Raw genomic sequence first — 23,821 nt, forward strand, 5'->3', positions numbered from 1 at the left:
TTATAAGGGATTTTTTATTCCTGCAAAGTATTATTTGCGCCGATTTTAATGCGGAGAAAAATTCTTTCTGATAGAATTTCGGCAGAGAGGACGGATGAAAAATTCAATGAAGACAAGAAGGTTAGTCCCAAACATTGTCGAAGATTTTTTCCTCAATAAAATACAGTTCAAAGAGTTTGAAGGAGCGGTTTTGTTCCTCGACATTTCCGGCTTCACTTCGACAACGGAAGAGCTGATGAAAAACGGAAAAGAAGGCGCTGAGGTACTTTCAAAAATAATAAACGACGTCTTCACTCCGGCGATATCCGCCGTCGAAAGACATTCCGGGTTCGTCCCAGTTTTTGCAGGAGACGCGTTTTATGCCGTGTTTCCAGCCGGAAAGAAAATTAATAAATCCTCCACAGTGTCCGCTCTTTTAGCCGCCGGCGAGATTGTGAGTGAATTCACCGGTTTGAATCCCGTCAAAACCAGGTTTGGAGATTTCGTTTTCTCGCCTAAAATCGCCCTATCGTCTGGTAAAATCATTTTTAAGACAATCGATTGCGGCGGACGGTACTTGTATTATTTTCAGGGAAAACCGTTTGACGAGACGGCTGAACTGCAAAAAAAATGTGGTGACAATGAAGTTTTGGCGAATACAAAAATAAAAAAAGCCGTAAAAACTGACAAAAGATACAAGTTTATAAAGAAAACCGAAAATTTTTTTGCCGCGGATATTAGATTAAAAAAAAACAAAGAGCTGAAAAAACAGTCGAAAAAGATTTCGATCCGAATTGCAGAAAAATTCATTCCAAAGAGTGTTCTTTCCAAAAAAGAAACGGGTGAATTCAGGGACACAGTGGCGTGCTTCATTTCTCTGGAAAGAGTTAAAGACATTGATCAGGCAATAAAAAACGCCGTCGTCATTTCAGAGAAATTCGGTGGGTACATGAACAAAATAATCGCAGGCGACAAAGGGGTTGTAGCCCTGACTATTTTCGGCGCTCCGACGGCGGTCGAGAAACCTCTTGAAAAAGCCGTCAGATTCTCACTTGAGCTCAATTCGGTGTCAAAACGCTCTGTGAAGACGGGAATTTCCCGAGGAGTGACCTACGCTGGATTTGTCGGATCCCCGGATATGAGCGAATACACTGTGATGGGAAAAAGCGTCAACCTGGCGGCAAGATTGATGGTAAAAGGTAAAAAAGGGCAAATTCTGATTGATGAAAGAACAGCACAGGCGTTAACGGACAGATTCATTCTAAAGACTGAAGGAAAGCGGAAATTCAAAGGAATCAAGGAAAGAATGGATTTGTTTTCAGTTGATGAGGCGGGCAAAGAAGAAATCACGGGAAATTTTGACGACCTTTTTGTAGGAAGAGAAAAGGAAAGAAATCAGATCATTGATGTTCTGAAAAAGACTTTGAAAGAAAAGGTCAACGGAGGAATGATTTTCATCGACGGAGAACCTGGCATGGGCAAGACCAGACTCGTGTCTGAAGTTCTGAACGAAGAGGAAATAAAAGATTCGTTCACGATTGTATTTTTATCATTTGAACCTTCGCAGAGTGAAAGCCTGTCGCCTTTCGTAAAATTTTTGAAAAACTACTTTTTCAGTGCAAAAAACGATTTCGACGCTGTTTTGAGTGAACTGGCTGAAAAAACCGGAGACAGAGTTTTGAGGGAAGAGCTTTTGCGGGGAAGAGATTTTTTGGCTTACTTCACCGGTGTTGAAAAAGACTTGATCAATTACCCGGGAATCAAACCCGAAAAAATAAGCGAAAATTTTTTTTACGCTTTTAAAGCGATGATCAAAGCGCTTTCTTCATTTAAGCCGATCATTTTGACCGTGGATGATTTTCAATGGGTGGATGAAGATTCTATAGATCTTATGAGGGTGCTTTCGATAAACGTCGAAAAATTCCCTTATGTCTTTTTAGCTACCTGCAGATTGAAAGACGACGGTCAGGTCTTTGACCCGGAGACTGAATTTCCTGTTGTCAAAAGAATATTAATAGAACATTTCGGCGTAGAACTGACGGGAAAAATGCTTGAAAACACATGGAAGTCAGAAAAACTGCCCCAAAAGACTATTGAGTTTTTTCACGAAAAAACCGGTGGGAATCCGTTTTTTATAGAACAGTTCGCGCTTTATTTCATGGAAAATAAACTTTTAAGTCCAGATTTCAGCATAGCAGGCCAAACCGATGGTATTCCCTCTGATATAAATTCGGTCATAACAGCCAGATTCGACAGGCTGACGGATGATTTGAAAGAAGCCATCAAAAACGCGTCTGTTCTCGGCAAGGAATTTGCCGTCGATGTTTTGTCCCGGATGCTGAGAAATAAAAGGATATCCCGCGACCTAAGGTCGGGAGAAAACGAACAGATATGGACGAGGATTGAAAAAATTAGATACATGTTCAGGCACGTTCTCATAAGAGATTCAGTCTATCAAATGATACTCAAAGAGAAACTGAGATCTCTTCATAACCTCGCAGGAAGCATAATCGAAGAGATATACGCCGAAGATATTTCAAGTCATTATGTCGAACTTATTGAGCACTGGGACAGGGCTGAAAACGCCGATAGAGTTATTAAAACCGGGAGAGACGCCGTCAAACATGCCGCTGAAAAAGGTATGAAAAAAGACTCTCTGACCTGTTATGAAACTATGGACAGGTATTTGACCGGTTCGGAAAAGACTGTCAACAAAATACAGTGGGCGCAGACCCTTTATAATACTTCGAATTTCAAAAAAGCGATTGCCGTGGCTGAGGAAGCTCTCATTGAAGCTGAAAAAGATCATGACAAAAAATCTCACAGTAGATTGGTCAATTTGATTTTCGAAGTGAAGCTTCACGTCGGAGACAGGGAAGAAATCAGAAGAAAGTTCGACGCATTAAAAGAGCTTCTGGAGAACACAGACGACCCTGTATCTCTGATCAACACTCTCGACAATATTGCCATGTATCATCATCACTCCGGGTATGAAGAACAGGGTTATGTCTACGCAAAGAGGGCTTTGGAAGAGGCAGAAAAACTTGCAGATTCATCGGAGAACAGACAGTATCTCAATATACTTGCAAAAAATTACAGCATAATATCCGTGTTTTTCGGAAGGGAAGTCGGCCTTGACAGGGTTTTTGAGTATCTGGACAGAGCTCTTAAAATCGCTGAAAGAATTGAAAGTAAACCCGCCAAGGCTGTTTTGTACGGTAATCTCGGTCTTTCATACATGGAGATAAAACTCGACGCGGATAAAGCCATGTTTAATTTTAAAAAAGCCCTGGAACTATACGAAGAATTCCAGGATAGAAACGGATCGGTGACGACACTTAACAACATGGCATTGATTGCTCTGCACAAAAAAGAATTAAAAAAGGCCGAAGAATTGTTCAGAAGAGCTCATTCAATATCGATTGAAATCGGAGACATTCCTGTACAAATACTCTGCCTTATCAATTTGTGCAGTGTCGAGAGAAATAGGGGCAGGTACGATAAAGCTCTCGCGTTGCTGGACGAAGCAATTGAAAAAGTGAATAAATGCGGCAAAGACCTTTTTCTTGCGGAACATTACGACATCAGGTTTGGAATCAATATCCTGAAAAAGGACTATGAAGAAGCCGAAAAGAGCAACGAAGCCCTTCTTGCGATGCACGGAAAACTTAAAAATGATTATCTGCTTTTCAGGTATGAGATAAACTCAGCCGAATTGGTTTACGAGCGGGGTGACGCAGAAAACGCTGAAAAAAAACTGAATCAAATGCTCGAAAAATGGGGAAATACGATCCAAAAGGCGGAAATATTTTACTTGATGTGGAAAATCAAACGGACAAGCGAGTCCAGGCAAAGGGCTGCATATCTATACAAAAAACTGATAGAAGAGGAAACCGGAGAGTACAAACAGCTGTCCTATATTGACAAGTATGAAGAATTGACTTCTTAGCTGGGTTAGTTCTTTTGACGGCGTTTTTGTAAAAAAATCAGGTCTGATAAAAAGGCGGCTGTCAAAACAGCAAAAATTGTAAATGTTTCGAGTCTAAAAAAACTTCCTTTGACTTCGGGAAGATTTTGAAACAGAACAATGAAAATTGTCTTTATGGGCTCAAACCAACTTTTTGCTTGGGTCAGAACGTCAATTCTTACAAGATAAAATACAGCGCAAGCCGCCACGGCCAAGAAATACAAGCAGTTCAACAGCCTTTCTTCGGTTTTGATCTTTTTTCTTCTTGCCGAAACGGCTTTGACCGTTTTGATTGTGAAGTCCCTAGGTATTTCAGTCCTCTCAGAAGAGAGGTGTTTGAAAAGAGTCTCGTATTCACTTAGTTTCTTTGAACAGGACGCGCAGTGGGAGAGATGGTCTGTCACAGATGCGTCTTTTTTCCCCCCGTCGAGAAATTCCTGAAAAATGTCTTCGTCAACATGCTTCATTTGCCGCCTCCTGCGTTCTTAATACCATATCTTTCAGGTTTTTTCGAGCCCGGAATAGATAATTTTTTACCGTTCCTAAGGGCATCGATAAAGCGTAAGATATTTCTTCGTATGAAAAATTTTCCGTATGATAAAGGGATATTATCTCTCTCTGGACAGGATGAAGCCTCTCCAGGCATTTTTCTACCAGCTGATTGCACTCCTCCCTTTGCCGGTTAAGAGAGGATTCTTTATGAGAATTTTGTAAGGACTTTTCATCCAAAAATATCTCTTCTTTTTCTCCAAAATTCATTTTGCTGAAAGATACGGTTTTTTTTCTTTTTTTAAGCAAGTTGCACGCGTGATTGTATGATATTTTCGCTATCCACGTAGAAAGTTTACAACCGTGTTTAAAAGAGCCGAGGTTTTCATAGATTTTTATGAATATTTCCTGACAAGCGTCCTCGAGATCGTCGCTGTCTTCAATCAGTTTTCCCGCGACGTGAAAGACCAGTTTTTTGTATGAATCAATGAAAAAAACGAGAGCTTCTTCGTCTCCCGACATTATTCGCCGGATTAATTCTTTTTCTTCTTTTTGATCCATTTGATTATTATATCAGACAAAAGCAGACGGTGTTTTGTTGCAGAATATTGATCTGAAATTTTATGCAACCATTTCGCTTCCCCGATTGTCTTATTGTTCAAAAGGAGGTGTGAAGATGAACGATTTTTTACCCATGGCTGTCTTTTTAGGAACGATTTACGGCATAGTGAAGCTGTCGATGGACTACAAAATAAAAAAGAGACTGATAGAAAAGGGAGACAACAATTTCGATCTCAACAGTTTGTCGAAAAACGGTCCCGGGTACGCAGTTCTTATGTGGGCGATGATCCTCATATCCCTGGCTGCTGCAATTTTGCTGGGATTTCTTTTCTTCCCTGAAATCAGGATGGAAGCGACAAGCGCAATGATGCTCGGACTGAGCGGCTTCAGCATGATAGTGTATTTTGTCATAAGCAAGATTCTTGACAGAAAGAAAAAATAATCCTCTGTTCCTGCCGTTTGACCGGGGGTGAATCCCCCGGTTTTTTTTTGCCTGGATTCTGATAGAATATTCAGGTGACTAAAGATGAATTTCAGAAAACGGCCGACTCTGTCGGACTTGTCAGCGATAATAAAAAAAATGGTACTTTCGAAATAATCCTCGACAAAATCGAAAGTATGAAAAAATACAATTCCGTGGAATGCCATCTGGTTTTGTATCCTTATTCGGACGAAGTCTCGTCCAGGGATTTTGTATTTACTCCGTACGAGGAATACGTCCGCGACATTCTGGTCAAACAAAGATCTGCTTATGCTGAAATGACAGACAGGTTTGGAAATTTTTTCGGGCTTTTCCTCGGTGTTGTCATCATTGCAATTTTTGCGATATTCAAACCCGAAGATCTCCTGTCTGTCGAATCGCTGGTGTCGGTCATTGGCTCTTACCTCATAGGGAAAGAAATATGGGATGACATAGAAAACATTCTCATAAATCTCACGAAAAAAATGACAGTCAGGATGGTCGAGAATTATTACAGATTTCAGCTCGAAAAGCATTCCACGCTGACGTTATATTCATTGTTCGCCAAAAAAAGAAGGTACGGAAGGGAGACCATCGTCCCGGAAAAGATAGATTTTATCCAACACAGCAATTCCCAGACCCTGAGGCTTTATTTTTCAAAAAAAGAGATAAGAAAGATACCCGGTTCTTCAGCCCTGATGGTAACTTTGTCCGTCACTCCCGACAAAATTACCGAATTTCTCGAAAAAGGCTGGCTTTTCGGAGTAAAACTGAGCCTGAACAAGAGTTTTATTTGTTTCAAGAAAAGTGTCGAACTTTTTCAATCCCTCGACGGCCAGAAGAAGGGATGCCTCGACGAGGCAGGCAATTGGCACGAGGGATCGGTTTTTAAAAGGAAAACTTTTACTTTTTGGAAGATCAAGGCTTTTTTGTCAAAAAAACTGACCGATGATTTCTCTCTTGTTTATTCGAAGAGTGAATAGACGGTTTTTTGATTTATATCAGTAATTATTACCTGAAAAAACCGCTCCGGATCCGTTTCTGCCGTCCATGAGGACGGTCAATCCTTCGGGGAATTCCACGTGGGCGCAATATTCTTTTGCACAGGTAATATTCTTCTTTTTGATGATATCCCAGTTTATGAAATCTTTTTCGCTGTTGTAAGGAACTGTCAGATAACCTATGTTGAGAGTGGTAATGTTGTGAAAAAAATGAGAACCCAGCGAAGGATCTATCTGAAAATCCTTTGTTCCGTATTCGACTATCGTTCTGGCGCCTGAAATCTGGTTCCATTTGACAGGTATCCCCAGGAACCTGTCGCTCGTCCCCCATCTTCCAGGGCCTATCAGGAGATAAGGCTTTTTCGCGTCTTTTAGCTTCTGATTGAAGTGTTCTACTTCTTCGGCGATTTTGAGCGTTTCCATCTTTTTGAACTTTTCGGGAAAAACGAAAACTACGTCTTTTATTCCTTCCACTTTGCCGTTTCCCAGGGTTTGTGTTGTCGATATGAAAACGTTTTTACCTTCGAGCTCCGAGGAGTCAATTTCGTAATTGTCGAAATTTCTTATGAAAGGCTTGAGCTGGAGAATGTAAAAAACGGGTTTTTTACCGAGTTCGACCGCGAATTCAATTTCAACGGGTGTTCCGAGAGCGGTTTTAAAGACTGCGAGAAGTTTTTGAAGAACGTCAGAAAGTGGAAAAGATTCGTATTTCAATATGTTTGCAAAATTTATTATTCTCGGTCCATCGGTTCCCAGGTATCCGGAAAACCTGTTGTTCTGCCAGTCCCAGACTGAAGCAACATCTTTCAGAGCGCCGTCTTTTTCAGCGTCTTCGAGGGAGGATTTTACAAGGGTGATGTCTTCGCCGAGAGAAAGATCGAAATCGCTTTTTCCCATATCGAGCGCCCAGAAATAGGTCTGTGAATTTTTAAGCTGGTCGTCAGATGAATAAAAGTCGATTTTTGGGTGCTTGGGGCAGAACCTGAAAGCCCTGTCGCCGTCTACGACGTATGTTCCAAGGCCAAGAGCAACGACCGCGATGCCGTCTTCCGGTTTTATATAGGAAACAGGATAGTAATTGTATGACTGGGCGACTCCGGAAAATGACGGATAAAACCTTCCGTTAACCGAATTTCCGACCAGTTTCTGTATGACAACAGCCATTTTTTCTTCTTCTATGTTGTAGCCGATGGATTCGAAATAGGTCTTGGCGACCTTGGAATAAACCGAAGAGTAAACAAGTTTTACAGCGTCCGTGAACTGCTTGTATCTGATCTCGAAATTGTAATTGGAGTTTGGTATTATGTATGTCTCGTAAATGCCTGAAAAGGGGTGGGATATCGAGTCTTCGAAAACCGCTGTAGATCTGACTGCGAGAGGATGGTTGATTTTCTGAAGAAGTATCCTGAATTTTTTTTCGAGATCCTCAGGAAGCGAAGAAGAAAGAAATTTTTGTTTGATTTTTTCATGGTCGTCCTCTTCAATGGCAAATTCCAGAAGGTCGTTTTTTTCGATGAACTGGTCGAATGAATCCGTACCGACCAGGTATGTTTTCGGTATTCTGATGCTTGCACCCTGCACTGAGTTTTCAAGAGCGCTGTTTTGAAGAAGTGAACTGATAAAAGCGATTCCCCTTCCTTTGCCTCCGAGTGCTCCCGCCGAAAGCCTCACAATGCTGTCTCCTTCGGTGAGGTATTTGTCGTCGAAATTGATTATTTTTCCCTTCGATTTTTTGTATTCTACAAGCTTTGTCATATTGGACAAATGGAACTTGATTTCTCTGGGGCTTTCAAAATCGACTGTTTTCATCCTGCGCAAGCTTTCGGCAATTTTAAATTCGCCTCTGGCAGCGAACCATGTCGAAAAATCATTTCTTTCGAAATGGTAAAAAATGGAATCTTCGGGTATTTTTTCTATTTTTTTCTCGAAATCGTCCAAATTGAGAGCTTCGTCGAGAATATCACCCGTATCATTCTTGAACAAAAAAGGGCCGAAACCGAGTTCATTTTTGATGAAATCTCTGACCTGGGTTGAGAGCCGGTCAGAATTTTTGTCAATAAAAGAAACTTTCAAATCTTTCGCTTTTTCTGCCGTCGAGGGTTCCGAAGATTGAAGAAGAGCTATGAGGTCGGGAGAAGTTTTCCTGAATTCTTCGATCAAGGAAATGCCTGCCGATTCGTCCAGAAAACCTTCTTTGGGAAAACGGCGGTCCGTAATAAGGCACATCAGGTAATTTTTGAAATTGGTAAAAATTGTCCGGGCTTCCTCGAAATTCATGGCGAGGAGGACCTTGGGCCGGGTCTTGTATCTTGTTATCTTTCTCGTTTCGTCGAATTTCTCTTCGGTTATCAGAGTGTGTGTCTGTTTTATTATTTCACGGTACAGAAGCGGAAGATATTTTGAATAATAGACCGGCGAGTCTTCGACAAGAAGGATTATCCTGACAGAAGCGAGAGAGGTGTCGTTTAAAGCGTTTTTATAATCTTCGACATATTTGCTCATCGCCAGGAATATTTTCGCGTCGCCGTTCCAGATGAAAATCTTGTCTATGGCGCTTGGTCTGTCTTTCCACTGTTCGACGATCTTTATGTCGGAATTGTCGTTTAACAGAAGAAACACCGGCAAATCGGGATCTAATTCCCTTATTGAAAGACTGGTTTCGTAAGGTTGAAAGTCGTCTATTCTCATTGTCAGTATTACAAGATCGATTTTTTTTTCTTTTATCGCCTGAACAGCTTTTTCCTTGGAATAGACAGAAGTTATTCTCGGCGCGTCCGCCAGGCTGATTTTGAAATACTCTTCGAACAGCATGTCACTGAGAAGTCCTTCTTCTTCAAGAATATAAGAATCGTACAACGTCGCGACGAGTAGAATTTCTCTTATCTTGAAAGGAGAAAGTCCACGGTTTATGTCGGAGCTTATCCTGAGATTTTCCTCGTATTGAGTGAGTTCAAAGTCTGACATCGGTATCGATTCCGTTTAGTTTTAAAAAACCAATTGCGTAAGAAGAATCGCCATCCATGACTATTTCGCCTGAATAACCTTTGGCCTGTTCTTCAATGTCAATAACCCTTATCACGCTTTCGAAGAGCTCTTTTTTTCCAGGAGAGAGATTGACGAGTGAAGAAAGACTGTTTTTTGATAAAGTGAAAAAATCATTGTTGAAAACAGAGTTCTCGTCGTCCGGGTAAAGTGGGAGGTATTTTATCTGTGATTCGACCAGATCCTGGAAAAAATGGGTTCCGAAAGACAGCTCCGGCATGTATCCTTTTTTCTGTTTTGCTATTTCGATGAGCATGGCGGTGTTGTTTATGTCGCTGTACGTCACTCTGACGCCGAGTTTGATATCACCCCTGCTTCCCCATCTTCCGGGTCCGGCCAAAATAAATTTCTTTTTGGGTAGTTCCGAGTTGAGCTGTGAAACTATTTTTCCCACAGTGATCAGATCGTTGAGCTCTTCCATGGAGTCGTATGCGAAAGGGTCTATGAAAACTATGTACCGGATGTCTTTTACGAGTGCGTTGGTGACATATTTTTTAGCCGTGAAAAGAATTTTGTCCCGAGGTATGTCGCGCGGCATTGATACCGAAATTATCTCTTTTGAATGACTCTGAGGTCTGCACTGGAGCAGGTAAAACTTCTCGGTTGCGGCGTTGAATGCAAATTCGATGTCAACAGGATAACCGAGAGCTCTCTTGAGAACATCGAGTATCGTTTTAATATAGTTTATGAACCTGCCTTTTTTTATCAAATTCGCAAAGGTGATTACAGGTTCGCCTTTTGAGAGATCGACGAGGCTTCCGACAGACTGGTGAAGCTGTCCGTCTGAAAACAACGAAACTATGTCGGGCAATCCCGGCAGATTTGTTCCTGCGTCTTCAATGAGTTTTTCGAGTGATATGGATTCGAATTTTCTGGTCTCGAGGTTAATGACGTCAATGTATTTTTGTGAATAATGGAAGGATTCTTCGGGAGTGGAGTTGACTTTCAAGCCCGGTTGGCCTGGACACAAAAGAAGGGGATAGTCGTCACCAAGCCTGTCGACGGCTCTGGTTCCGAGTCCCGCGACGAGCCTTATTATTCCGTCGTCCTTTTTTATCCTCGGCGACCATCTGAACTCGTTGTCTGTGAAGGCTACACCGGCGAAAGCCGGAAGATAGTACTTGCCGATTTTTGTGCCGACGACTTCCTGAATCATCAAAGCCATTTCTTCGTTGAAATCCAGCAGGCCGTTCTCTCTCCTGTATTCTATGACGTCCGGGCTGAATACGCTGGAGTAAACTTCCTCTATTGCATCTATGAGAGCTTCCAGCCTCTCTTTCTTTGTCCCCTGGTTGGAAACGAAAAGGCTTTTGTATTTTCCTGCGAATGCAGCTTCGGGGCTGTCTTCGAGAAGACTCGACGAGCGGACTATAATTGGGGAATCTCCGAAATCGTCAAGAGCAACGCTGAACATCGAAATGAATTCGAGTGGCATTATCGAGTTTTTAAAAATCTGTTCGATGTAGGGATACTCTTTCCTGATCTCAAGCGGGTCGTGGTACTTTATCCTCTGGAATTCTTCAAGAGCGTTGGAATGAAGAAATTCAAAAATGCCGTCTGAAGTTATGAACCATGTCTTGGGAGTCTGGATTTCACCGAGCACGCTGAATTCTTCGGACTTGCTTTTGAGTATCTGTTTCGCCCTTATCATTCCCGCGGCTTTTCCTCCCAGTTTGCCGTTGCCTTTCGACGGGCCAATGGTTTTGTTGAGGATGTCAATGAAGTCATCGATTGTAATGTGGTCCTTAAGAGTGTTTATGTAAGACAGATTGTTGCTCAAAAATCTTCTTATCAGAGCCACCCTCACTCCCAGTCTGTCTTCCTGAGTCAGAGCGTCTTTCAGGTGAGGCTGTTTGGAAAAAGTGTACAAGGCGTTGTGAATCTCATCGAAAGCGACGTCTCTTTTCTCAGCTGATTTCATAAGGAAATTCAGGTTCTCATTTTTTATCCACATCCTTATCACATTTGTAATTTCTTCATCTCCGATTTCATCTTCGGCAATTTTAAAGACTTCTCCTATCATTTTTTCCAGAGTTTGTGTGTTTATTCGCGGATGGGGTTGATTGTCGTCCAGGCTTTCCTCGAAATCGAACATAGTCACGGATTTGTCTATGTTAAGGACTATGTTTTCAATTTTCGTAATGTCTTTTTTAAACAGGTAGTTCATCATTCTTCTGCCGAGCCTCTTGTACAGCACAGGATTCGCCTCTTCGAGAAGATCTATTATTATTCTCCACTCAGGTTTATTTGAGGACATTGTTCACTCCGTGTTGAGAAAAAACAGGGGCGGAAAATATCCGCCCCAAAAATTGGATCAGACCCAGCCTCTCACCCTGCATGATTCGGCGACTCTTTGGACAGAAATCATGTAGGCGGCGTCTCTCATGTATAAATTCTGTTTTTTGGCAAGGTCGGCTACGGCGCGGTATGCCGCTGTCATTTTCGTGTCCAGGTTTTTGAGAACTTCTTCTTTAGTCCAGAAATAGTTCATGTTGCATTGAACCTGCTCGAAGTAACTGCAGGTCACTCCGCCTGCATTGGCCAGAAAATCAGGCACGATGTATATGTTTTTTTCTTTCATATATTTGTCTGCTTCAGGAGTAGTGGGTCCGTTGGCTCCTTCCGCAATGAGTTTGACTGAAGGTTTGATCTTTGCGACATTGTCACCGGTTATCTGGTTTTCGAGGGCCGCAGGGACAAGTATTTCAGCTTCCTGTTCGAGCCATGCCTCTCCGGGAAGGACTTCATAGCCGAGAGATTTGGCTTTTTCCTTGTTAATCCCTCCGAATCTGTCCGTAATGTCACGCAGTTCATCTATGTCGAATCCCTTTGTTTTCTTGAATGAATAAGAGGTCTGATCTTCCTGATCCCAGCAGGAGACACAAACAGGCGTTCCTCCGTATTCGACGTACAGACGGATTGCGTACTGGCTGACGTTGCCGAATCCCTGGAATGAAGCTCTCGTTTTTTTTATGTCGAGACCGAGATCCTTGAGGGCTTCCCTGACAGTGTACATAACGCCGTATCCGGTGGCTTCCGTTCTGCCGAGAGAGCCTCCTACGCCGACAGGTTTGCCGGTTATCATGCCTGGATATTTTCCGGAATGAATTCTCTCGTATTCGTCGAGCATCCATATCATGTGCTGACCGGAGGTCATCACGTCAGGAGCCGGCACATCCTGCAGAGGACCTATTTCGTATGATATCTGCCTGACCCATCCTCTGCAAATACCTTCCTGTTCTCTTTCTGAAAGATGATGCGGGTCACAAATAACTCCCCCTTTTCCCCCTCCGAGAGGAATGTCCACAACCGAACACTTCCATGTCATCCACATCGCCAGAGCTCTCACAGTGTCGAGCGTTTCAAGCGGGTGAAACCTGATTCCGCCTTTACAAGGTCCTCTCGAATCGTTGTGCTGGACTCTGAACCCTCTGAAAACCTTGACCGAACCGTCGTCCATCCTTACCGGGATGCTGAATGAATATTCTCTCAGGGGAGTGCGCAGCAAGTCCCTTGTGGCTTGATCTAAACCGAGTTTTTCGGCCGTGTTGTCGAATTGCTGCTGAGCCATTTTGTACGCGTTGAAAGACTTTTCAGACACAAACACCTCCTAAAAAAGTTAAAAATAAATATGCAGATTATGCAATTTTATGATATTTTGTCGAATAAGTTAATAGGAATAGAAATTTTTAAAAGATTAAATATTTCCGGAATAGTATTTTAAATTATGTGTGTAACTTACAGTATACCGGGAGAAGTGAATAATGAATATTGTATTCAGAAAATATGAAGACAGCGACCACGAAAATCTTGTCAAGCTTTGGGAAAAAAGCGGTTTACCGTACAAACTGAGCGGCAGGGACGGAAAAAGCTTGACCCTGAAACAGTCTCTTCTTGAAAATGTCTGTTATTATCTCGCTGAAATCGATGGAAAAGTCGTGGGCAGTGTTTTCGCGACGCATGACGGCAGGAAAGGATGGGTCAACAGGCTCGCAGTCGATCCGGATTTCGGGGGAAAAGGTATCGCCGGACTGCTCGTGGAAAAAGCAGAAGAATGGTTCCGAAGTAAAAGCATAAAAGTTTACGCCTGCCTGATAAATGAGGAAAACGAAAGGTCCAAGAGAGTTTTTGAAAAAATGGGTTACTCTCTGAAAGACCACATAAAATATTTTGTCAAAAAACCTGCCGGCGATGTCTGAAATGTTTCGGATTAAAACCCCTTTTCTCGCCGTTTTCGACATGGACGGAACGCTTTACAGATCCGATGCTTCGTTTATTCCCGCCGTAAAATCTCTTCTTTCGAACAACGGCTTAGAAGTACCGGCCGACGATTTCCTGTTTTCTTTCATTGGGGAGCCCGACAGCGTTTTTATTGATTGGCTGGCGAAATTATCTTCAAACGGAAACGCTGACTCTCTTTACAATGAATTTCAAAGAAGCGAATTGAACATGGTAAGAGAAAGGGGAGAATTGTATGACGGAGTCCTCTCTCTTCTTGACTGGCTCAAAGAAAACGGTTTCACATTGGCCGTTTGTTCAAACGCTACAAAAGTTTATATTGATACGGTACTGGAGAAGTTCAGACTAACCGAACTATTTTCGGCAGTGAGAGTCCCTGCGGGTTCTGAAAGCAAAAAAAAGATGCTGAAAGAAATCAGTGATCAGTTTTCTCCGGAAATAGGTTTTATGGTGGGAGACAGGATTCACGATATGCAGGCGGCTTTTGAAAACGGATTTGCATTTATCGGAGCTCTTTACGGTTTCGGAAGGAAAGAGATAGAGACAGCCGAAAATTGTGCTGAAAGCCCGTTTGAGATTAAGCCTATTTTTGAAAAAAGACTTTCAGATGCAAAACTTCAGATCTGAATCTTCAATTTTGAATACGGTTTCTTTCTTGCCTGCGTCAAACCACATTGATCCATCATCTTCCTGAAAGCCTATTTTTCCACGGAATGGTTTTGACAAATAGAAGTCGATAATCGAAAAAGGAAGCTTGGGACAGGCGTGAAAAAAAATCGATGAACTTACGCATTGAATACCTGAAAATGCGTAAGTTCTGTACCCGGGATTTGAATACTTGCTGGAAGATGTCTTTCTTTTAAGAAGGAATCCGTTTTCGTCGAACAGAAGATGCCTCATTGTGTCGCGTTTTTTCACGGACAGTGTAGCCAGGTTTGATGAACCGGCGTGATAATCGTAAAGAGAAAGCAGGTTCGTGTCTGATATGATGTCGACATTGTGGACGAGGAATTGCTTGGAATCTTTAAAAAAATTTCTGGCATTGAAAATACCTCCTCCCGTACCCAATGGGAAACTCTCTTCTCTATAGAAGGATATCTCGGCCCCGAAAAATTTTTTGGACTCAGCGTATGAGATCACGTCGTCGGCGAAATGATGGACGTTTACTGCAATTTCTTTGAAACCCTGGCTGACGAGCTTGCGAGCGACGATTTCAATCAAAGGAATACCTTTGATTCTGACGAGAGCTTTTGGAGTATTTCGCGTCATCGGCATCAGTCTTTTACCGAATCCTGCGGCGAGAATCATTGCCTTCACTTGAAATCCGTTTCGAGGTGAGATATCTGGACAAATACTTTTTTGTCGCCTTTTAGGAGGTCTTTCAGTTTTTCTGCGCAGTAGACTGATCTGTGCTTTCCTCCGGTGCACCCGAAATACACGTCGAGCTGTTCAAAGTTTCGTTCTATGTAGTTTTCCAGAGCCCCGTCCACCGTTTTTTTCATGTTGGCGATAAAAGATGAAACCCCTGGATCCTTGTCGAGGAAAAGGGCGACTTCAACGTCTTTGCCTGTCAAAGATGCAAGTCCGGCTTCTCTTCCGGGGTTGATCAGATGCCTGCAATCGAAAACGAACCCCCCTCCGTGAACTCCAAGGTCCCGAGGTATCCCTTTTTTGTATGAAAAACTCTTTATCCTGACCGTGAGTTTGCCCTTTTCAAGAGAAGGCGTGAGCCCGGCTATCTTTTCGAGAGATTCATTCAGGGATTCTTCTACGGCGGGAAATAATCCGGAACGAATTTCACGGATTATTTCCAGGGCGTTTTCTACGGCTTCACCGACACAGTTTTTAAAAGAAGCGTTCTGCCCGTGATAGCCTCTCAAACCGTAAGCACCCAAGTTTTGAAGTATTCTGAGAAGAGCGCACAAAAAAAAGTTTTCCAAAAAACAGGGAGAAGATGAGAAAGGTCTTATTTGGTCTGTATGTGAATAGAAATCAAAAAGCTGTTTTCGTTCGCTTTTTTTCAAGCTGGCTCTTGTCTGAAATATAAGGGAAGCGGCGTCGTACAGAAGGGGTCCATTCCGGCCGCCGGTGAAGTCTAATACGTATATTTTTTCGTTTTTGAATATTATGTTTCTCGATTGAAAATCCCTGTGCACGAAAGCTCGTTGCGGAATTTTGTTTACCAGAGAAGACATGAGTGAAAATTCTTTTTCGAGTCGCGGTTCGTCGAAAGTAACTTCGAAAAGCTTAAGAAAACAGTATTTAAAGTAATAAAGATCCCACAGCACTGAATGCCTGCTGAATTTATTTATCGGCCGGCACATTTTGTAATCAATTTTTTTATCAACTTCCGTCTGCATCAGAGCGAGAAATTCGAGAGCCTTTTTGTACAGCGACATTGTTTTGGCGTTTAAATGATGAGAATCGGTTTTTTTTGACAATGACAGGAGTGATTCTTCACCGGCGTCTTCGCAAAGAAATATTCGTCCGGTTCTGTCTTCTATGTATATTTCGGGGACGCTGACAGAGGAATCCTTCAAAACTCCCGTCAGATAGGAAAAAACATTCCCTTCATTTTTGCTCTTAAAATACTGGCAAAAAGCCGCTTGGTCGCCTCTTTTTATTCTGGCGAACAACTTGGATGAGTCGGTGGAGCTGAAAAAGGAAAATTCTTCGGCTTCGGCGCCGAAGTGCTTCTTAAAAAGCGAAGAGGCTTCAGATCTGAAGTTTGTCAAAGATTTTCGCCTGCTTTAAATATTTTTTACAGAGATCTGCACGCCTTTTTCTCTGAGGAAATCCAGAATAAAAGAAAAACAGCCCTCATCGCGGCCTATAAATTCAGGGGCGAGGACGCCTCGTTCCTTTATCTTTCCTTCAAGAAAAAGCATGCAAACAGCGCAGCAGGTAAATCCGGTTGTTCTCGCCATAGAGAGTTCCCTGCTGTTCTCGTCGAACGAATCGAAGAGATAGTATTCGTGCGAAGCATAGATGGAGCCGGGATTGTTTTCGACGGTTATTTTCATGCAGGTGATGTCTCTGTCTTTTTCCGTTATTCTCCAGTTTTCAGAAAGAAGAACTTCGCTGAAATCACACGGCTTCAGGTTGACGCCTTTGATATGGACGGGTTTATCTGAAAAAAAGCCCGTGTCCTTAAGTACCTTCAGGTATTCGTATGTTCCCGGGTAACGCAGAGTTTTTTCCGTCATGAAAGGCACGTCAGCGGTCTTGATAAGCGTCCTTAAACCGTCTGTGTTGAAAGCGACGAGAGTTCCAACTCCCTCGAAGTCTACAAGTTCCGGTTCTGACAACGCCGGTTTTATTCTGATTTCACCGTTTTCAACAATCCTGGCCTCCCGAACGTATTCGGCTATCACGTCAGAAGGAGAAAAGACTGATTTGTATTCGAAAGGAAGAAACCTGGCCCGGACAAGGCCGCCGACGAGACATTTATAGGAACGGACTTTTCCGAGACCGATGTGGTGTCCCAATATTATGTTGCACAGCCCTGGCGCGATGCCGCAGTCTATCAGAGCGGAGATTCCCTGTTTACGCGCCAGTTCGTCCAGAGAAAAAGGATCCTCTTCGAAAAAAGATATGTCAACTGTGTTTGTGCGGTTTTCTATCAGCGTACGGAGCGTGTTGTAGCCCATGAAACCCGGAAGGGCGAGGACGGCCAGGTCCGCAGTGGAAACCGCTTTTATAATCTGATTTCTTTCCGACAGGTCGCATTGAATGATTTTGACGCAGGTGTTCGAGAACAGCTGTTCAAGACGCGAGGAGTTCATGTCAGCACATGTCACTTCGAAAGATCGGCTGAGTTCCTTTGCTATCAATCCCCCTACGATGCCTGAACCGAGAACCGTGACCTTTTTCATTTTTCTTCACCCGCGAATTTACGGTCAAGTTCGCAAAGCGATTCGGCGAGAATGCGGGTGAAGAGGAAAATATCTTCCGTGTGCATATATTCATCGGGCTGATGAGCCATATTTTCTCTCCACGGGAAAACAGGGCCGAATGCCACCGTGTTGTCGAACGCCCGTGCGTATGTTCCGCCGCCTATGGCTACGGGAGGCGTATCGTCTCCTGTGATTTTTCTGTATGTTTCAAGGACAGTCGCGATCAGAACGGAATTTTCCGGTACGTAAAGACCGTCGACGAATTTTTCGAGATTTATTCTAAGTTCAGGAAATTCAATCTTGTTAAACAGGCCGATGATTTCTTCGGCCGAGTATTTTATCGGGCATCTGATGTCGTTGAAAAGAGTGACATGTCCGTTTTTTGTCTCCAAAACTCCCGGATTGATCGTAAGTTTTCCAGAGACGTCGTCCTCCAGCGCTACACCGAGTTTTTCCCCCCAATGATCGTCTTGAAATTTAGAGTTGTAAAAGTCAACAAAATGCCGGAACAGGTCGTTTTTCGGCATCAGAGAACCGAGAAAAGCGAAGAGAACCGAAATAGCGTTGATGCCCTTATCGGGAACGCTTGCGTGAGCGGACTTTCCCTTCACGGACGCGATAATTCTGCCGTTTTCTTTTGTCAAAGAGATGGAGTCTTCGAACCGGTCGGCAACAATTTTTCTGATCTCATTCTCGGGGAAGGTGTCCTGGAAAACAGCCGTAGCCTTTTCCGGAACCATGTTTACTGCCTTGCCTCCCGAGACAGAATAAAGCGAATCGGATCTGAAAGGAGCTGTCAAAGATATTCTCGCTATGTTTTTTTCAGCAAAAATGACGGGAAACTGTGAATCAGGCGTCAGTCCCCAGGCGGGAATCTCTTCGTTTTGTTTATATTTGTCTACACATTCCCAGCCCGATTCTTCGTCGCCTCCGAGTATGACTCTCAGCCTGCCTTTTATTCCTGAAGTCTTCTGAATACAGTGAAGAGCATAAAGAGAGCAGACAGCCGGGCCTTTGTTGTCCTCTACACCTCTGCCGAACATTTTTCCGTCGGCTACGGTGCCCTTGAAGGGAGGGTGAATCCATCCGGATTCGGCCGGAACGACGTCCAGATGGCATAGAACTGCACCCAGGGGTCCTTTTTCGCCTATTTCGAAATAGATGTAATGTCCGTCTTTCGAAAAAGCTTTTAACCCGAGTTTTTTTCCTATAGAAAGAGCAGTCTCGAAGGCCCGGGCGACTTCGGAGCCGAAAGGAGCTCCGGGAAGGGGTTCTTTTTTGAGGCTTGGGATTTCAAGTATTTTCATGATGTCTGAAAGTAAACCATCTTTCACTGATTCGAGGGCTTCTTCAAGGGGTGTCATAAACGAATCCTTTCTCATTTGACTTCTATGTCAGGAAGAAATCCTCCGTCCCAGCGGCTGATTTCAATGTTGTCGTTGACGCACCACACTGATATTTGATCTCCAGCCGCCGAAGGATCGAGAACGGCTTCCACACTTATGTTTTTTTCTTTTGCGAGCGAAACGAAAAATACGGACAGTTGGTTGGATATGAATTCGTAAAGCCTGCGAGGGCACCTTATCTGAATTATTTTGCCTGACAGTTTTGCGGAAATGTTTCTCAGCCAGCGTTTCATCGAGCCTGTAATGTAATAATCTTCGAAGAGGAGTCCGGACCCTTTACAGAAAGGACAGTTTTTCTGGAGATTTTGAACGACGGAAGGACCTGTTCTTTTACGAGTCATCTGAAGGAGACCAAGTTCGCTTATGGGAAGCGTGTAATAATTGGTTTTATCTTTTGCCAAATGCTTTTCGAATTCAGCCCTTACAGCCCTTCTGTGCTCTTCCGACTGCATGTCAATGAAATCAATGACAATAAGGCCTCCGAGGTTTCTCAATCTCGTTTGTTTTGCTATTTCTCTTGCGGCTTCGAGGTTTATCTTGTACGCGAGCTCTTCGGGGTTGTTTATTGTAGAGTATCTGCCGCTGTTGACGTCTATGGCGACCAGAGCTTCGGTGTGCTGAAATATAAGATAAGCGCCCGACAGAAGGGGGACCACGGGAGAGAAAAGTTTTGTTATTTCGTCTTCTATCCCGAAATGTTCAAACACGGGTAATCTTTCATTGTAAAGCTTGATTTTTTTCAGAAGGTCACCGGATTTGTTTGTAGAAGAAAGATATCTTTGTATTCTTTTGAACAATTGAGGGTTGTCTATGACGAGCTGTTCCGTCGAACCCAGAAGGTGATCTCGCAATATCCTCATGATTGGATCGTCTTCCGTGTGAAGCAAAGCCGGGGCTTCTTTCTTTTTAGAAAGATCTTCAATTTCCCTCCACTTGGATTTAAGTAAATCGAGGTCGGAAAGGATTTCATCTTTTGTCCTGTTTTGCGCTTCGGTTCTTAATATTATTCCGAAATCCTTTGATATCAATTCGCGACCAAGGGATTTCAGTCTTTTTTTCTCGTCGCGGTTTTTGATCTTTCTCGATATACCGACAATTTTTCTGCCGGGCATAAGTACTGAATATCTTCCGGGTATCGAAATGTATGTGGTCGCTCGCGGTCCCTTTTTCCCCATCGGGGATTTGGTAATCTGAAGGTATATTACTTTTCCTTTTTCAAGCCGTTGTTTTTCTTCGGGAACCTCGCCTTCAAATTCTATCGAATCCGACATGACTTCAGAAAGGGGCAGAAAGGCGGCTTTTTCCTGCCCTATATCGATGAAGGCGGCGTTCAATCCTGTATTGACCTGAGTGACAATTCCCTTGTAAATATCACCGACAAGCTTCTTTTTGTCGAAAGTCTCAATAAATATGTCCGACAGCCTCCCGTTCTCTATTACTGCTACACGCAATTCGTCATCGAATGAGTTGATGAATATTCCATTTTCCATATTTTACCTCTGTATTATTTCCGTTCTTTCCCAAATCGTGTCTTGTTCGATTCCAAAATATTTCTCCAATTCCGCTGGCCTTACTGATCCGGTGCTGTTGTATATAACGCTGAAAACAGTACCCTCGCAGGTGTTTTCAATTTTCATCAGGTATTTTTTCATGTCCAAAGTCTTTTTTCTGCCTTTTGTGTTCCTTTCTATAGTGCAAGAAGTTTTCGAGAAAAAATCTTCCACCGTTTGTCTGTCTGCTTCATAATTTCTGCACAAGTATTTTATTTCGAGTTCGGAAGACGTTATCGGCGGGTGGCTTTTCTCGAAAAAAAATATATCGAGAGGAGATATGCCCACAGGAAAATGCTCTTGCAGCTTTTTATGAGCGCTCTTTTCGAGCAAGTTCGTCGATGAAAAATCTAAAAGTTCGGTATTTGACACGGCACCGCACGGAAGAGGAGGTCCGAAATTTACAGCGGGTTTCGGTCTTTTGCCTTTTGTGTAAGGCATTTTGATACCGGCTCTTTTCAAAGATCTCAAAACTGCTGTTGTCAGTTCAAGATGTGAAATAAAACGGAGGGGGAGTTCTTTTGAATATTTTAGCCTGTAGTGAAAGATCGTCTCTTCGGCTTCGGTTACGTTTAAAAACGATTTTACGGGCATTGAAATGGCGGAATCGTTTTTCCGTTGAACGTTGAAAAAATCGCTTCGTGAACCGGTTCTGATTTTATCCCATCTTCCTGACCCGCCGTTTGTGTTCCTGAGCTCCGCTGAAAAGTCTATTCCGGCTTTTTCCATGGAAGAACGCCAGACGTCGAAACTGAAATTTTCAATCCACTGATCGAACCTCGATCCTTTCCTGAAAGCCTCGACCGCGACTGTTGAGATTTCGTGCCCCCCCCTTGCTATGATGCCTTCTACGGCGGCGGTTCTGGGATCCCTGAAATTGACGAATCTTCTGATTTTTTTCAATTTTTCGGATATCAGGCGGTATTTTCCGGTGATTTCTTCGGGAGTTGACTGCGGACATGTTTCAAACGGAGTATGAGGCCTCGGTACGAAAGGAGCAATAGATATCTTGAAGCTGTTTTTTTTCATGGCTTTGGAAATTTCGATTGCCAAATCAGCTATGTCTTCTACGTCTCTATCAGTTTCTCCGGGAAGTCCGACCATGAAGTAGAATTTGATCCTGCTGAAACTGTTTCGCAGAGCTTTTTCAATTGAACTGAATATGTCATTGTCTTTCATCGTTTTTCCGACGTCTGATCTGAGAGATTCGTTTCCGGCTTCAGGAGCGAGAGTGAGTGTTCTGTGTCCGAGAATGCCTGCTATTCTTAGTGTTTCTTCACTGACGCTGTCGGCGCGCAGTGAAGGCAGGGACAGGAAGATGTGATTTTTTTTCAGATAGGGGAACAGTTCGCCAAGTATCGAGCCGAGTTCCGGATGATCGCTGACTGAAAGGCTCAAAAGGGAAAGTTCTTCCCATCCGGTCGATTCCAGTCCTTCTTTCGCTATTCTCACTACGTCTTCGGCGTTTCTATGCCGGACTTTTCTTGAAACACAGCCTGCCTGGCAAAACTTGCAGGATCTAGCACAGCCTCTTGTAATCTCGACGACATGTCTGTCGTGGATTATCTGCATGTGAGGAAGAAGAGGCGGAAGCGGAGCCTGCTCGTATTTTAATTCTTCAACCCGCAGGTATTCGACGTCAGTATTAGTGATACCCGGCACGTAAACGCCCTTGAGACGGGATAATTCTTCGACGAATTCTGTCCTTCGCAGCAGCTTTTGTCTGTATTGTCTGGCTAAACAAGCGATATGAAGAATTACGTCTTCGGCTTCGCCGATTACGAAAGCATCTATGAAGTGAGACCACGGCGACGGATTCAGAACGGAGGCTCCTCCGGCGATGACAACGGGATCTCCATCGGAGCGGTCGAGGCGCGAAACAGGGATTCCACCCAGAAAAAGAATGTTAATAATATTGGTTATGTCGAGTTCGCATTCGAGAGAGAATCCCAAAACTGAAAAATCGCTGACCGGGATTCTGCTTTCGAGTGAAAAAAGAGGAAATTTACCCGACAACAACGCTTTCTCGAGATCCTGTGCCGGGCAATAAACTCGTTCGACGCCATATCCGTTGTTCAGCAGGACTCGTCTGAGTATCTGAAGACCGAGATTTGACATTCCTATCTCGTAAATATCAGGATAGCAAAGAAGGACAAGAGCATCTTCGGGATTATTAACCGAATGGAATTCGCTGCCTATGTATCTGGTCGGATGTTCTACTTTGCGTAATATATCATCCAGGTCATTTTTTACCACTTCAGGACCGTGGCTCCCCAAGTCAGTCCGCCGCCGAAAGCGTCGAGAAGAACGACGTCTCCGGGTTTTATGGTTCCTTCTCTGACGGCTTCGTCAAGAGCGACCGGAATTGTCGCCGCAGACATGTTGCCGTATTTATGGATGGTTATGTAAACTTTATCAATGTCTATTCCGGCTCGTACTGCTGTGGATTCCATTATTCTGTAATTGGCCTGATGAGGTATGAATACCTTCACGTCTTTACCCGTCAAGCCGGCCTGTTTGAGAACCTCTATTGCAACATTTCCCATTTTTGTGACAGCGTGCTTGTATGTTTCGTTTCCCTGCATTTTAAGATAGTGCATTCTGTTCTTGACCGTTTCTTCCGTCGAAGGATGCCTAGATCCGCCGGCAGGGAGTTCGAGAAGTTTTGCCAGGCTTCCATCGGAATATATTTTTGTTGATATGATGCCGCTTTTGCCTTCCGAAGGACCTAGAATTACAGCACCAGCCCCGTCTCCGAAAAGGACCACCGTGCTTCTATCTTCTTTGTCGGCTATTTTGGACAGAATTTCAGCGGCGGCTACAAGTATGTATTTCGCTGTTTTATTGGCTATAAAATTCCGGGCGATTTCCATCGCATAAATAAAACCTGTACAGGCCGCTGAAATATCGAAAGCGGGGATGTTTTTGAGGTGCAGTTTATTCTGGACTATGCATGCGGTTGAAGGAAAAAGATGGTCGGGGGATATTGTAGCGATTATAATCATGTCGATCTTGTCCGGATCAATACCGGAGCTCTCTATCGCTTTTTTTGATGCTTCAATGACCATGTCTGATGTTGCCTGATCGTCTCTGACCCATCTTCTTTCTTTAATTCCGGATCTTTCCGTAATCCACTCGTCCGATGTGTCCAGATATTTCTCGAAGTCTTTGTTCGTTATTATCTTATCCGGGACGTAAGAGCCGGTTCCGTAAATTTTTGCCCTGTACATT

At 43.4% G+C, this 23,821-nt stretch carries 17 protein-coding genes; 5 read left to right on the forward strand and 12 right to left on the reverse strand.

All coding sequences use genetic code 11. From position 1 onward, the window contains the following. Nucleotides 1–94: 94 nt before the first annotated feature. A complete protein-coding gene (locus tag JXL83_08415) occupies nt 95–3,928 on the forward strand; it encodes an AAA family ATPase (GenBank protein MBN2364140.1) in 3,834 nt (1,277 codons plus the stop codon). 5 nt (nt 3,929–3,933) lie between these two features. Here the strand turns inward: JXL83_08415 and JXL83_08420 are convergent, their stop codons facing one another. Further along, nucleotides 3,934–4,413 carry a hypothetical protein gene (locus tag JXL83_08420; GenBank protein MBN2364141.1) on the reverse strand — a complete coding sequence of 160 codons (480 nt, stop codon included), beginning with the start codon at nt 4,411–4,413 and terminating at the stop codon, nt 3,934–3,936. Next, on the reverse strand, nt 4,400–4,996 hold the full coding sequence (locus JXL83_08425) for an RNA polymerase sigma factor (protein ID MBN2364142.1): 597 nt from the start codon (nt 4,994–4,996) through the stop codon (nt 4,400–4,402). Before JXL83_08425 ends, JXL83_08420 begins: the two co-directional genes overlap by 14 nt. Before the next feature lie 115 nt (nt 4,997–5,111). Here JXL83_08425 and JXL83_08430 point away from each other — a divergent pair, with 115 nt between their 5' ends. Both JXL83_08430 and JXL83_08435 read left to right on the forward strand, forming a co-directional pair. Then, a complete protein-coding gene (locus JXL83_08430) occupies nt 5,112–5,438 on the forward strand; it encodes a hypothetical protein (protein ID MBN2364143.1) in 327 nt (108 codons plus the stop codon). Between the two features lie 74 nt (nt 5,439–5,512). Further along, entirely contained in the window at nt 5,513–6,439 is a 927-nt protein-coding gene (locus JXL83_08435; protein MBN2364144.1) for a hypothetical protein, read from the forward strand. An 18-nt stretch (nt 6,440–6,457) separates the two neighbouring features. On the opposite strand, the gene JXL83_08440 is transcribed toward JXL83_08435, so the two are convergent. Genes JXL83_08440 through JXL83_08450 form a run of 3 tightly spaced genes read right to left on the reverse strand, consistent with a single transcriptional unit; the run spans nt 6,458 to nt 13,100 of the window. Next, nucleotides 6,458–9,421 (reverse strand): pyruvate, phosphate dikinase, encoded by a 2,964-nt coding sequence (locus JXL83_08440; protein ID MBN2364145.1) that lies wholly within the window; start codon nt 9,419–9,421, stop codon nt 6,458–6,460. Next, nucleotides 9,408–11,756 (reverse strand): PEP/pyruvate-binding domain-containing protein, encoded by a 2,349-nt coding sequence (locus JXL83_08445; GenBank protein ID MBN2364146.1) that lies wholly within the window; start codon nt 11,754–11,756, stop codon nt 9,408–9,410. The genes JXL83_08440 and JXL83_08445 overlap by 14 nt, the downstream gene beginning before the upstream one ends. Nucleotides 11,757–11,813: 57 nt before the next feature. Beyond that, the gene (locus tag JXL83_08450) at nt 11,814–13,100 is read right to left on the reverse strand and encodes a Glu/Leu/Phe/Val dehydrogenase (GenBank protein ID MBN2364147.1); all 1,287 of its coding nucleotides are present in this window, start codon (nt 13,098–13,100) and stop codon (nt 11,814–11,816) included. A 163-nt stretch (nt 13,101–13,263) separates the two neighbouring features. Here JXL83_08450 and JXL83_08455 point away from each other — a divergent pair, with 163 nt between their 5' ends. Then, complete coding sequence (locus JXL83_08455) at nt 13,264–13,698, forward strand: GNAT family N-acetyltransferase (GenBank protein MBN2364148.1); 435 nt, start codon at nt 13,264–13,266, stop codon at nt 13,696–13,698. Continuing rightward, nucleotides 13,691–14,365: an HAD family hydrolase gene (locus JXL83_08460; GenBank protein MBN2364149.1), complete on the forward strand. Its 675-nt coding sequence runs from the start codon at nt 13,691–13,693 to the stop codon at nt 14,363–14,365. Before JXL83_08455 ends, JXL83_08460 begins: the two co-directional genes overlap by 8 nt. Here JXL83_08460 and JXL83_08465 read toward each other — a convergent pair. Genes JXL83_08465 through JXL83_08495 form a run of 7 tightly spaced genes read right to left on the reverse strand, consistent with a single transcriptional unit; the run spans nt 14,342 to nt 23,820 of the window. Next, a complete protein-coding gene (locus JXL83_08465; protein ID MBN2364150.1) occupies nt 14,342–15,055 on the reverse strand; it encodes an NTP transferase domain-containing protein in 714 nt (237 codons plus the stop codon). The two genes, JXL83_08460 and JXL83_08465, sit on opposite strands and share 24 nt — an antisense overlap. Continuing rightward, on the reverse strand, nt 15,052–16,473 hold the full coding sequence (locus JXL83_08470) for a phosphotransferase (protein ID MBN2364151.1): 1,422 nt from the start codon (nt 16,471–16,473) through the stop codon (nt 15,052–15,054). The genes JXL83_08465 and JXL83_08470 overlap by 4 nt, the downstream gene beginning before the upstream one ends. A gap of 15 nt (nt 16,474–16,488) precedes the next feature. Further along, a complete protein-coding gene (locus JXL83_08475) occupies nt 16,489–17,613 on the reverse strand; it encodes a saccharopine dehydrogenase NADP-binding domain-containing protein (protein MBN2364152.1) in 1,125 nt (374 codons plus the stop codon). Then, complete coding sequence (locus tag JXL83_08480; protein MBN2364153.1) at nt 17,610–19,016, reverse strand: Sapep family Mn(2+)-dependent dipeptidase; 1,407 nt, start codon at nt 19,014–19,016, stop codon at nt 17,610–17,612. The genes JXL83_08475 and JXL83_08480 overlap by 4 nt, the downstream gene beginning before the upstream one ends. Next, nucleotides 19,013–20,530: an Rne/Rng family ribonuclease gene (locus JXL83_08485; GenBank protein ID MBN2364154.1), complete on the reverse strand. Its 1,518-nt coding sequence runs from the start codon at nt 20,528–20,530 to the stop codon at nt 19,013–19,015. Before JXL83_08485 ends, JXL83_08480 begins: the two co-directional genes overlap by 4 nt. A gap of 3 nt (nt 20,531–20,533) precedes the next feature. Beyond that, nucleotides 20,534–22,867 (reverse strand): DUF2344 domain-containing protein, encoded by a 2,334-nt coding sequence (locus JXL83_08490; protein MBN2364155.1) that lies wholly within the window; start codon nt 22,865–22,867, stop codon nt 20,534–20,536. Next, a complete protein-coding gene (locus tag JXL83_08495; GenBank protein MBN2364156.1) occupies nt 22,840–23,820 on the reverse strand; it encodes a ketoacyl-ACP synthase III in 981 nt (326 codons plus the stop codon). Before JXL83_08495 ends, JXL83_08490 begins: the two co-directional genes overlap by 28 nt. Nucleotide 23,821: the final 1 nt, after the last annotated feature.

Source organism: candidate division WOR-3 bacterium (assembly GCA_016934535.1).
Classification (GTDB): Bacteria; SDB-A; SDB-A; order SDB-A; family SDB-A; genus JAFGIG01.

What these genes read in the sequence shown, in the direction of transcription:
- JXL83_08460 (MBN2364149.1), top strand. Translation starts at nt 13,691, where the DNA reads ATGTCTGAAATGTTTCGGATTAAAACCCCTTTTCTCGCCGTTTTCGAC.
- JXL83_08485 (MBN2364154.1), bottom strand. Translation starts at nt 20,530, where the DNA reads ATGGAAAATGGAATATTCATCAACTCATTCGATGACGAATTGCGTGTA.
- JXL83_08445 (MBN2364146.1), bottom strand. Translation starts at nt 11,756, where the DNA reads ATGTCCTCAAATAAACCTGAGTGGAGAATAATAATAGATCTTCTCGAA.
- JXL83_08475 (MBN2364152.1), bottom strand. Translation starts at nt 17,613, where the DNA reads ATGAAAAAGGTCACGGTTCTCGGTTCAGGCATCGTAGGGGGATTGATA.
- JXL83_08440 (MBN2364145.1), bottom strand. Translation starts at nt 9,421, where the DNA reads ATGTCAGACTTTGAACTCACTCAATACGAGGAAAATCTCAGGATAAGC.
- JXL83_08415 (MBN2364140.1), top strand. Translation starts at nt 95, where the DNA reads ATGAAAAATTCAATGAAGACAAGAAGGTTAGTCCCAAACATTGTCGAA.
- JXL83_08420 (MBN2364141.1), bottom strand. Translation starts at nt 4,413, where the DNA reads ATGAAGCATGTTGACGAAGACATTTTTCAGGAATTTCTCGACGGGGGG.
- JXL83_08430 (MBN2364143.1), top strand. Translation starts at nt 5,112, where the DNA reads ATGAACGATTTTTTACCCATGGCTGTCTTTTTAGGAACGATTTACGGC.
- JXL83_08495 (MBN2364156.1), bottom strand. Translation starts at nt 23,820, where the DNA reads ATGTACAGGGCAAAAATTTACGGAACCGGCTCTTACGTCCCGGATAAG.
- JXL83_08425 (MBN2364142.1), bottom strand. Translation starts at nt 4,996, where the DNA reads ATGGATCAAAAAGAAGAAAAAGAATTAATCCGGCGAATAATGTCGGGA.
- JXL83_08455 (MBN2364148.1), top strand. Translation starts at nt 13,264, where the DNA reads ATGAATATTGTATTCAGAAAATATGAAGACAGCGACCACGAAAATCTT.
- JXL83_08480 (MBN2364153.1), bottom strand. Translation starts at nt 19,016, where the DNA reads ATGAGAAAGGATTCGTTTATGACACCCCTTGAAGAAGCCCTCGAATCA.